This window comes from Pseudoxanthomonas sp. GW2, assembly GCF_000283075.1.
In the GTDB taxonomy this organism is placed as follows: domain Bacteria; phylum Pseudomonadota; class Gammaproteobacteria; order Xanthomonadales; family Xanthomonadaceae; genus Pseudoxanthomonas.
Map to the genome: position 1 here is coordinate 1 of NZ_ALIP01000144.1, position 10640 is coordinate 10640.

A 10640-nucleotide genomic window follows, 5' to 3' on the forward strand; every position below is an offset into this window, starting at 1 on the left:
TCCCGGCCCCCCCCCCCCCCCCCGCCCATGCCCCATCACCACCACCACCACCGCCTCGTCGATCGCCTGGCCGCCACCGGCTCGCTGCTGTGCGCGATCCATTGCGCGCTGACGCCGCTGCTGCTGGCGGCGGTGCCGGCGCTGGGCATGTCGCTGTGGTTCGACGACGGGGTGGAATGGACCCTGGTGGCCTTCGTCAGCCTGCTGGGCGTGTTCAGCCTGGGCTGGAGCTACCGCCGCCACCGTGCGCTGCGCGCGCTGGGCCTGCTCGTGCCGGGCTTGCTGGCACTGTGGGCCGGGCTGCTGTACGCGCCGCTGCACGAGGCGGCGGTGCCGCATGCGGTGGCGATGACCTTCGGCGGCACCCTGGTCGGCGTGGCCCACGTGCTGAACCTGCGGCTCAACCATGGCCATGTTCATGACGCCAGCTGCGCCCATTGAGCGCGCATGCTAGGCTTGCCGCCCTGTCGCGCGCCGCGCGCCGTCCAAGTTATTCGAAATCAAGGAGTTAAATGAATGGGCAAGGGTGACCGCAAGACCGCCAAGGGCAAGCGCTACAACTCCAGCTACGGCAACGCGCGCCGCCATGGTGGCACCCGTGCCGCGGCGGGTGCGGCCGCGCCGGCGGCCAAGAAGACCGTCGTGAAGAAGGCCGTGGCCAAGAAGACGGTGGCCAAGGCCGGCTGATCGCCTCCTCGCAGCAGTACTCCCGGAACGCGGCGCCTGGCGCCGCGTTCTGCGTTTCGGGGCAGGGTTTCCCGCGCCTCAGTACAGCTGGCGGCCGCCGCTCCAGGCCGAGGCCGCCAGGTTGCCGCCCAGCCAGTAGCAAAGTTCGGCCGGCGCCTTCGCGTTCCACAGCACGAAGTCCGCGCGCAGGCCCGCGGCCAGGCGGCCGCGATCATGCAGCCCGAGCGCACGCGCGGCGTGCACCGTGGTCCCGCGCAGGGCTTCCTCCGGGGTGAGCCGGAAGTGGGTGCAGGCCAGGGACATGGCCAGGCGCAGCGACTGCAGCGGCGAGGTGCCGGGATTGCAGTCGGTGGCCACCGCCATCGCCACGCCCCGGGCACGGAATGCATCCAGCGGCGGCAACCGCGTCTCGCGCAGCACGTGGAAGGCGCCGGGCAGCAGCACGGCCACCGTGCCGGCGCGTGCCATCGCCGCCACGCCTTCGGGCGAGGTGTGCTCGACATGGTCGGCCGAGAGCCCGCCGAATTCCGCCACCAGGGCCGCGCCGGCGCCGTCGCTGAGCTGGTCGGCGTGCAGCTTCACCGGCAGGCCGAGCGCGCGCGCGGCCTCGAACACCCGGCGGGTCTGCGCCGCATCGAAGCCGATGCGCTCGCAGAACGCATCCACCGCGTCGACCAGGCCTTCGGCGTGCAGCCGCGGCAACCATTCGCAGACCGCGGCGATGTAGTCGTCGGCGCGGCCGGAGTACTCCGGCGGCAGCGCGTGCGCGCCGAGGAAGGTGGTGCGCACCTCGATGCCCAGGCTGGCGCCGACCTGGCGCGCGACCTGCAACATGCGCCGTTCGCTGTCGAAGTCCAGGCCATAGCCGGACTTGATCTCCACGGTGGTGGCGCCGTCGGCCACCAGCGCGCGGGCGCGCGGCAGCGACTGCGCCAGCAGGCTGGCCGGATCGGCGGCACGGGTGGCGCGCACGGTGGAGACGATGCCGCCGCCGGCGCGGGCGATCTCCTCGTATCTGGCGCCGGCCAGGCGCTGCTCGAACTCGCCGGCGCGGTTGCCACCGAACACCAGGTGGGTGTGGCAGTCGACCAGGCCCGGCGTCACCAGGCGGCCGCCGGCCTGCAGCACCTGCGCGGCCAGTGGGCCATCGCCGGCCGGCAATGCCCCGCGTGGGCCGACCCAGGCGATGCGGCGGTCCTTCCACGCCAGCGCGCCGTCCTCCACCAGGCCGTAGCCGGGGCCGTCGAGGGTGGCCAGGCGCGCATCCAGCAGCAGGCCGTCCCACAGCGGCGGGCGGGTCATCGGAAGCCCTCGCGGGCCATCGGGATCGCGTCGGTCATGGCCGGGATTCTCGCACGCACATGCCGGCCCGCGGTCCGCCGGGCACAATGCGTCCATGCCCGATCACCACTCCTTCGCCCTGGCCGGCATCGCCAACCTGCATTCGCACGCCTTCCAGCGGGCGATGGCCGGGCTGGCCGAGCACCGCACCCATCCGCAGGACAGCTTCTGGACCTGGCGCGAGCTGATGTACCGCTTCGCCGCGCGCATGGATCCGGACAGCACCTACGCCGTGGCCGCGCAGCTGTACGCGGAGATGCTGGAGGCCGGCTACACCACGGTGTGCGAGTTCCACTACGTGCACCACCAGCCCGACGGCACGCCCTACGCCGATCCGGCGGCGATGTCGCGCGCGCTCGTCGCCGCTGCGCGCGATGCCGGCATCCGCCTGACCCTGCTGCCGGTGCTGTACATGAGCGGCGGCTTCGCCGGCGAGCCACTGTCGCCGCGGCAACGGCGCTTCGCCCACGACGTGGACGGCTTCCTGCGCCTGCTGGAGGCGCTGCGCCCGCTGCAGGACGACATGCTGCGCGTCGGCTGCGCCTTCCACAGCCTGCGCGCGGTGCCGGAGGACGCCATGCGCGCGGTGCTGGCGGCGCTGCCGGCGGACACGCGCATCCACCTGCACATCGCCGAGCAGGTGCCCGAAGTCGAGGCCAGCCTGGCGGTGCGCGGCGAGCGTCCGGTGGAATGGCTGCTGCGCCGCTTCCCGGTGGACCGGCGCTGGACCCTGGTCCACGCCACCCACCTGGACGCCGGGGAGGTGCAGGGCATCGCCGCCAGCGGCGCCACCGTGGCGATCTGCCCGACCACCGAGGCCAACCTCGGCGACGGGCTGTTCCCGCTGCGCGAATACCTGGATGCCGGCGGCCGCTGGGGCATCGGCTCGGATTCGCACGTGTCGGTGTCGCCGGTGGAGGAGCTGCGCTGGCTGGAATACGGCCAGCGGCTCTGCGCGCGGCGCCGCAACATCGTCGCCAGCGTGGACCACCCGCGCGTCGGCGCCAGCCTGCTGGCCGGGGTGGCCGCCAGCGCGGCCGATGCCACCGGCTTCGCGGATACCTCCGGCGACCTCGTCCTGCTCGATGCCGGCGCCGCGCAGCTGGCCGGGGCCACGCCGGACGACCTGGCCGACCGCTGGCTGTTCGCCGGCAACCGCCCGCTGGTGGCCGAGACCCGGGTGGCCGGGCAGGTGCGCGTGCGCGCCGGCCGCCACGTGGACGCGGATGCGATCGCCGCGCGCTACCGCAAGGCGCTGGCGGGCCTGCTGGCCGGCTGAGCGCCCGCGCCGCGCAGGCGGGCATTCGTCGCGCCTGCGGCCGCGTCCGTCGCAGGCGTGCACGGGCCCGGCCTGGACGCCGATCATGGCGGCACCCAGGACAGCAGGGAATGCCTGCATGGACACCCTTGCCGCATCGGCCCGGCCATGTCCCGTGCGCACCTGGCGGAACGGGGCATGCGCTGGCGCCACGCCGCGCATGCTGTCCCGCCGGCGGCCGCACGCGGATGGACGTGGCCCGGCGCCTGGCGCCGCCGCGGGCCATGCCGGCGGCGCTGCTGTGCAATGCCGGCGACCGTCGAGGAAAGCCACGGGATGAAAACCGACGCGGACTATCCGCTGCAGCAGGTCCTGCCGCCGGAGGTGCTGGTGGGCAGCCACGCGGCCTGGGGCCACTACCGCCAGTACCCGGTGTTCAGCCGGCCCTGGCTGCTCGGGCGCGCCTGGCTGTTCTGCGGGATGAGTGCGCTGCTTGCCACGCTGACCGGGACCGTGACCGGGCTGAGCACGCGCGATGGCTGGTTCGGGCTGTATTACGCCGCGGTCCAGTTCGCCTTCTTCTGCCTGTTCACCATGCTGGCACCGGTAATGGCCACCTGGGTGCGCCATCGTGGCTGGCCGGCGCGGCGCGAACGCCGGGCGGTGGTGGCGGCGGTCCTCCTTGGCATCGCGCTTGGCGTCGCAATGGACATCGTGGTTTCGGCCCACATCAGGGAACTGGTCCACGCGCATGGCCTGCAGCGGACCCCACCGCCGGACCTGGGGCCGGTGCTCAACGCGGCCCGCAGCTTCCTCGAGCTGATCGGGCTGGCCATCCTGCATGCCCTGTTGGGTGGTGGCCTGGCGCTGCCGGCGTATTTCAGCGAGCGCCGGCGCTGGGAAGAGCACCGCCACGCGCGCGAGCTGGAGGCGATGGCCGCGAGCGTGCGCGAGGCCGACCTGCGCCTGGGCGTGCTGCAGGCCCAGGTCGAGCCGCACTTCCTGTTCAACACCCTGGCATCGGTGCGCGCGCTGGTCCGCCAGGATCCGGCCCAGGCCGAGGCCGCCCTGGACGCGCTGGTCGCGTTCCTGCGCACGGCCATCCCGCGCCTGCGCGACGACCACCGGCTGCTTTCGACCCTCGGCCAGCAGCTGGACATCTGCACCAGCTACCTGGCGGTGATGCAGGTGCGCACGGGCGGCCGCCTTTCATGGACGGTGCGCGTGGAGGAGGCGCTGCGCGGCCTGCCGTTCCCGCCGGCGCTGCTGATCACCCTGGTGGAGAACGCGGTCAAGCACGGCATCGAGCCCAGGCCAGGGCCGGGACGGGTGGAGATCGACGCTTCGGCCGAGGGCGGGGACCTGGTGGTCCGCGTCCTCGACGACGGCGCCGGCCTCAAGCCCGGCCTTGGCAGCGGCATGGGCCTGGCCAATGTGCGCGAACAACTGGCACACCGTTTCGGCCGCCGGGCATCGCTGCGGTTGCAGCCGCGCGAGGGCGGCGGCGTGGTCGCCATGATCGCGCTGGAGCGTTCGGCACTGGAGGAGGCAGGGACGTGAGCACGGGAAAGGTGGTTGGCCTGGTGGCCGAGGACGAGGCGCCGCAGCGGCGCGCGCTGGTCGAACAGTTGCGCCTGGCCTGGCCGGAACTGGAGCTGGCGGCGGTGTGCGAGGACGGCGAGGCGGCGCTGGACGCGGTGGCCGCGCACCGGCCGCAGGTCGCGTTCCTGGACATCCGCATGCCCGGCGCCAGCGGCATGGACGTGGCCCGCGCCGTGGCCGCGCATGGCGGCCTGGTGGTGTTCACCACCGCCTACGACGATTACGCGGTGCGCGCGTTCGAGGCCGGCGCCGCCCACTACCTGCTCAAGCCGCTGCAGCCGCAACGCCTGGAACAGGCGGTGGCGCGGCTGCGGCAGCGGCTGCAGGAGCGCGCCGCGGGCGGCGGCCCCGACCTGCAGGCGCTGCTGGACGGACTGGAGGCGCGACTGCGCCCGCGCGGCGGGCAACTGATCCGCTGGATCACCGCCAGCGTGGGCGAGAGCGTGCGCATGATAGGCATCGACGAGGTGCTGTTCTTCCAGGCCCAGGACAAGTACGTGCGGGTGGCCACGGCCGACGGCGACGCGGTGATCCGCACGCCGCTGAAGGAACTGCTGATGGGGCTGGATCCGGACACCTTCTGGCAGGTACACCGCGGCGCGGTGGTGCGGGTCTCGGCGATCGACCGGCTGGTGCGCAACGAACTGGGACGGCACAGCCTGCGGCTCAAGGACCACCCGGAGACCCTTCCGGTCAGCGGCGCCTTCCTGCACCGCTTCCGCGGGATGTGACGCCAGGCCGGCGCGGCGGCAAGGCCTGCCGCGCCGGAGGGCAGGTCAGAACAGCAGCGACGCCATCTTCCGGCGGTACTGGCCGACCAGGTCCTCGTCCTCGACCACGCGGAAGGCGTCGATCAGGGCCTTCTTCGCCAGCCCGTCCTCGTAGGTGCGGTCGCGGCGCAGCAGCTCCAGCAGGTTCTCCAGGCCGGCGGCGGTATCGCCGCCGACCAGCTGGTGCACGGCCAGCAGGTGGCGGGCGGCGTGGTCGTCCGGATTCGCGGCGAGGGCCTGTTCCAGCGACGGCTGCGGCGGTGCGTCCTTGAGCAGGGCGGCGAAACCCAGGCGGGCACGCGCGCGCACCGCGCGGTCGTCGGTGGCGAGGTTGGCCGGCAGCGCGTCCAGCAGCTGCTCGGCCTCGCCCACGGCGCCGGTGCGCAGCAGGGCCAGGGCCAGGTCCAGCTTCATCTCCTCCTTGTCCGGCTCGGCTTGCACGGCCTGGCGCAGGCGCAGCACTTCCTCGTGAGGATCCAGCGGCGCGGCTTCGGTCTCCACGGCTTCCTCGGCGGCCTGCGGCTCGATCCCGTGCTGCTGCAGGAACTGGCGCAGCTGGCCTTCCGGCAGCGCCCCCTGGAACGCGTCCACCGGCTGCCCGCCGACCAGCAGGAACACGGTCGGCACCGAGCGGATCTGGAACGCGGCGGCGATCTGCTGCTGCTGGTCCACGTCGACCTTGGCCAGCACGAAGGCGCCGCCGTACTCGCCGGCCAGCTTTTCCAGGATTGGGCCCAGCGACTTGCACGGCCCGCACCAGGTCGCCCAGAAATCGACCAGCACCGGCACCTGCAGCGATTTCTGCAGCACCTCGGTCTCGAAGTTGTCGGTGGTGACGTCGACGACGTGGGGGAGATTGGACATTGCGGGCATCCGGATCGGGAAAATGGACAGATGGGGCCGCGGCCGTGGCTTGCAAGGGCGCGGCGCACGCCGGGGTTGCAGTCTAGCGGCCTGGCGGCGGAGCATGGCCGGCCCGCCACGGCCCCGCGCAAGCCCCATGTCACGTTTCCTCCCGTTGCCGTCCGCGTTTCCCGCACGCGCCGGGGACGCCGCATGAGCGCGCCTTCGGCGCGGATGCGCATCGCGGCCGCGGTCGCAGCGGCCCTGGCCTGCGTGGTGGCGGCAGTGCTCGCCGCGGCGCGCCTGGACGGTTATTCGCACCTGCTCCACCCGCTTGGCCTGCTGGGCGCGCGCCAGCTCGGCGGCGCCGGCCTGGCGTTCGGGCTGGCCGCCTACGTGGCACCGGGCCTGGCCCAGGCCTGGCAGGTGCTGCGCCTGCGCGCCGGCCTGCCGCCCGGATCGAGGCTGCTGGCCGGGATCGGCCTGCAGCTGCTGCTGGTCGGTGCGCTGGCGTTCGCCGCCCAGGGACTGTTGCGGCTGGACCTGGAGGCGCTGGATGCGGGTGCCAGCCGCTGGCACGCGCTCGCCTGGCTGGCCTGGGTACTGGGCTTCGTACTGGGTGGCGGCGCGCTTGCCCTGGGGCTGCGCGGGGTCCGCGGTGCCGGCCGCCTGGCCCCGGTCTCCCTGGGCGCGGCGGTGCTGGTACTGGCCGGCGCCTTCCTGCTGGGCGACTGGATCGGTCCGGCCCTGGCCCAGCGCCTGGCCATCCTCGGCTGGTTGGGCTGGGGCGTGGCCGCGGCGGCCCAGCCGCGGCTGGGCACGGACGGCTGAGCCCAGGCCGCGGCTCAGCCGTGCCGCAGCTTCAGCGCCAGGATCAGCAGCGCCAGCACCAGGGTGACCACGTTCGACAGGATCATCGGCCACGAGCCGAGCACGATCCCGTAGGCCAGCCAGAAGCACAGGCCCACGGTGAACACCACGTACATGCCCAGGGAAATGCCGCGGGTGTCGCGGCTGCGCAGGGTCTTCAGCGCCTGCGGCACGAAGGCCACCGTGGTCAGGGTCGCGGCCACGAAGCCCAGCCAGTGCCCGCTCACGCCCGCTCTCCGGCACGCGGGAGCGGGGGGCGCGCGCCCGCGCCGGAAACCCTGAATACGGGAGCTGTGCGGCGGGGGGGGGAGGGCGGGAACCGGGTCGGCATGTCCGGGCCTTGGTGGTGGCTGGACGATGGTAGCCGGCGCTGCCGGGAAGGGGTTTCGGCGCCCGGGGCGGCAGGCGTTCCGGGTGGAGCCGGATGCTGCACTGCGGTACCCTTGCGGACTTTGCCGCAGCCGCCGCGAACTGCAAATGTCCGCCGTCCCCGAAAACGTCTCCGCCTACGATCCCAAGCCGGTCGAATCCGCCGCCCAGGCGTTCTGGGAAGCGACGCGCGCCTTTGAGGTGGACGAGTCCTCCGACAAGCCCAAGTACTACTGCCTGTCGATGCTGCCGTACCCGTCCGGTGCGCTGCACATGGGCCACGTGCGCAACTACACCATCGGCGACGTGATCAGCCGCTACAAGCGCATGACCGGCCACAACGTGCTGCAGCCGATGGGCTGGGACGCGTTCGGCCTGCCGGCGGAAAACGCGGCGATCAAGAACAAGGTCGCCCCGGCCAAATGGACCTACAGGAACATCGAGCACATGCGCGCCCAGCTGAAGTCGCTGGGTTACGCCATCGACTGGTCGCGCGAGTTCGCCACCTGCACGCCCGAGTACTACGTGCACGAGCAGCGCATGTTCGTGCGCCTGATGCGCAAGGGCCTGGCCTACCGCAAGAACGCGGTGGTCAACTGGGACCCGGTGGACCAGACCGTGCTGGCCAACGAGCAGGTGATCGACGGCCGCGGCTGGCGCTCCGGCGCGCTGGTGGAGAAGCGCGAGATCCCGCAGTGGTTCCTGCGCATCACCGACTACGCCCAGGAGCTGCTGGACGGCCTGGACGAGCTGCCGGGCTGGCCGGAGGCGGTCAAGACCATGCAGCGCAACTGGATCGGCCGCTCCGAGGGCCTGGAGATCCAGTTCGAGGTGGTCGACGCGGCCGGCGCGGCGCTGGAGCCGATCCGGGTGTTCACCACCCGCCCGGACACGCTGATGGGCGTGACCTTCGTTTCCATCGCCGGCGAGCATCCGCTGGCGGTCAAGGCCGCCGCCGCCAATCCGGCGCTGGCGGCGTTCCTGGATGAGCTCAAGCGCGGCAGCGTCTCCGAGGTCGACATCGAGACCCAGGAAAAGCGCGGCATGGACACCGGCCTGAAGGCGGTGCACCCGGTCACCGGCGAGCAGGTGCCGATCTGGGTCGCCAACTTCGTGCTGATGGGCTACGGCACCGGCGCGGTGATGGCCGTGCCCGGCCACGACCAGCGCGACTTCGAGTTCGCCAGCAAGTACGGCCTGCCCAAGGTGCAGGTGATCCGCCTCAAGTCGCCGCGCAACGAGGACGAGGCGACCTGGGATGCGCAGGCCTGGCGCGACTGGTACGGCGACAAGACCCGGGAGGACCTGGAGCTGGTCAATTCCGGCGAGTTCGACGGCCTGGACTACCGCGGCGCGTTCGAGGCCCTGGCCGAGCGCTTCGAGCGCCAGGGCCGCGGCCAGCGCCGGGTCAACTACCGCCTGCGCGACTGGGGCGTGAGCCGCCAGCGCTACTGGGGCTGCCCGATCCCGGTGATCTACTGCGACAAATGCGGCGCGGTGCCGGTGCCGGAGGACCAGCTGCCGGTGCTGCTGCCGGAGGACGTGGAGTTCACCGGCGTCGGCTCGCCGATCAAGGCCGATCCCGAATGGCGCAAGTGCAAGTGCCCGGAGTGCGGCGCCGACGCCGAGCGCGAGACCGACACCTTCGACACCTTCATGGAGTCGAGCTGGTACTACGCACGCTACACCTCGCCCAAGGCGCGGGAGATGGTCGACAAGCGCGGCAACTACTGGCTGCCGGTCGACCAGTACATCGGCGGCATCGAGCACGCGATCCTGCACCTGATGTACTTCCGTTTCTTCCACAAGCTGCTGCGCGATGCGCGCCTGGTGGACAGCGACGAGCCGGCGACCAACCTGCTGACCCAGGGCATGGTCATCGCCGACACCTACTACCGGCAGAACCCGGACGGTTCGAAGGACTGGATCAACCCGGCCGACGTCGACGTGCAGCGCGACGAGCGCGGGCGCGTCACCGGCGCGGTGCTGCGCGCCGACGGCCAGCCGGTGCTGGTCGGCGGCACCGAGAAGATGTCCAAGTCCAAGAACAACGGCGTGGACCCGCAGGCTATGGTCGACAAGTACGGCGCCGACACCGTGCGCCTGTTCTCGATGTTCGCCGCGCCGCCGGAGCAGTCGCTGGAGTGGAACGAGGCCGGCGTGGACGGCATGGCGCGCTTCCTGCGCCGGCTGTGGTCGCAGGTGCAGAAGCACGCCGCCGACGGCCCCGCGCCGGCGCTGGACGTGTCCGCGCTGGATGCCGGGCAGAAGGCGCTGCGGCGCAAGACCCACGAGACCATCGAGAAGGTGGGCCACGACTACGAGGTGCGCCACGCCTTCAACACCGCCATCGCCGCGGTGATGGAGCTGCTCAACGCGGTCTCGAAGTTCGACGACGCCAGCCCGCAGGGCCGCGCCGTGCGCCAGGAGGCGCTGGAGGCGGCGGTGCTGCTGCTCAACCCGATCACCCCGCACGCCAGCCACGCGCTGTGGCAGGTGCTGGGCCACCCGGAGACGCTGCTGGAGGACGTGCCGTTCCCGAAGGCCGACCCGGCGGCGCTGGTGCGCGACGCGGTGACCCTGGCAGTGCAGGTCAACGGCAAGCTGCGCGGCACCATCGAGGTCGCCGCCGACGCCCCGCGCGACCAGATCGAGGCCCTGGCCAAGGCCGAGCCGAACGCGGCCAAGTACCTGGAAGGCCTGGCCATCCGCAAGGTGATCGTGGTGCCGGGCAAGATCGTGAACATCGTCGCCGCGTAGCGGCGCCGATGTTCACGGCGGGTGCGGCCTGCGGCCGCTTGCCCAAGGTTCCTTGCGGAACCTTGGGCCCCGCCGCTGCCATGCCTCCATCCCCCGTGCGCGCTGCGTGCGGACAGCACCCAACCTGGGGGGGGGGGGAG

Annotated in this window: 10 protein-coding genes; 7 read left to right on the forward strand and 3 right to left on the reverse strand. The window is 72.4% G+C overall.

Going from position 1 to position 10640, the window contains the following annotated elements; genetic code table 11:
• The first annotated feature begins 27 nt into the window (after window positions 1–27).
• Together B351_RS0113600 and B351_RS17420 are read left to right on the forward strand one after the other, a co-directional pair.
• Window positions 28–441, forward strand: a complete 414-nt coding sequence (locus B351_RS0113600; protein ID WP_019399588.1) for a MerC domain-containing protein — start codon at window positions 28–30, stop codon at window positions 439–441.
• Between the two features lie 75 nt (window positions 442–516).
• Window positions 517–687 carry a 30S ribosomal protein THX gene (locus B351_RS17420; RefSeq protein ID WP_019399589.1) on the forward strand — a complete coding sequence of 57 codons (171 nt, stop codon included), beginning with the start codon at window positions 517–519 and terminating at the stop codon, window positions 685–687.
• 78 nt (window positions 688–765) lie between these two features.
• Here B351_RS17420 and hutI read toward each other — a convergent pair whose 3' ends face one another.
• Window positions 766–1989, reverse strand: coding sequence for an imidazolonepropionase (gene hutI / locus B351_RS0113610; protein ID WP_019399590.1), 1224 nt, complete (start codon window positions 1987–1989; stop codon window positions 766–768).
• Window positions 1990–2083: 94 nt separating this feature from the next.
• Here hutI and B351_RS16870 point away from each other — a divergent pair, with 94 nt between their 5' ends.
• From B351_RS16870 to B351_RS0113625, 3 genes are all read left to right on the forward strand, one after another.
• On the forward strand, window positions 2084–3307 hold the full coding sequence (locus B351_RS16870; RefSeq protein WP_019399591.1) for a formimidoylglutamate deiminase: 1224 nt from the start codon (window positions 2084–2086) through the stop codon (window positions 3305–3307).
• Window positions 3308–3622: 315 nt separating this feature from the next.
• On the forward strand, window positions 3623–4846 hold the full coding sequence (locus tag B351_RS0113620; RefSeq protein ID WP_156810474.1) for a sensor histidine kinase: 1224 nt from the start codon (window positions 3623–3625) through the stop codon (window positions 4844–4846).
• Complete coding sequence (locus tag B351_RS0113625) at window positions 4843–5619, forward strand: LytTR family DNA-binding domain-containing protein (RefSeq protein WP_019399593.1); 777 nt, start codon at window positions 4843–4845, stop codon at window positions 5617–5619. The genes B351_RS0113620 and B351_RS0113625 overlap by 4 nt, the downstream gene beginning before the upstream one ends.
• Window positions 5620–5664: 45 nt before the next feature.
• Here B351_RS0113625 and trxA read toward each other — a convergent pair whose 3' ends face one another.
• The gene (gene trxA / locus B351_RS0113630; protein ID WP_019399594.1) at window positions 5665–6522 is read right to left on the reverse strand and encodes a thioredoxin; all 858 of its coding nucleotides are present in this window, start codon (window positions 6520–6522) and stop codon (window positions 5665–5667) included.
• A 192-nt stretch (window positions 6523–6714) separates the two neighbouring features.
• Here trxA and B351_RS0113635 point away from each other — a divergent pair, with 192 nt between their 5' ends.
• Window positions 6715–7332, forward strand: a complete 618-nt coding sequence (locus B351_RS0113635; protein ID WP_019399595.1) for a DUF998 domain-containing protein — start codon at window positions 6715–6717, stop codon at window positions 7330–7332.
• A 14-nt stretch (window positions 7333–7346) separates the two neighbouring features.
• Here B351_RS0113635 and B351_RS0113640 read toward each other — a convergent pair whose 3' ends face one another.
• Window positions 7347–7598: a SemiSWEET transporter gene (locus B351_RS0113640; protein WP_019399596.1), complete on the reverse strand. Its 252-nt coding sequence runs from the start codon at window positions 7596–7598 to the stop codon at window positions 7347–7349.
• A 250-nt stretch (window positions 7599–7848) separates the two neighbouring features.
• Here B351_RS0113640 and leuS point away from each other — a divergent pair, with 250 nt between their 5' ends.
• The gene (gene leuS / locus B351_RS0113645; RefSeq protein ID WP_019399597.1) at window positions 7849–10500 is read left to right on the forward strand and encodes a leucine--tRNA ligase; all 2652 of its coding nucleotides are present in this window, start codon (window positions 7849–7851) and stop codon (window positions 10498–10500) included.
• Window positions 10501–10640 lie beyond the last annotated feature (140 nt).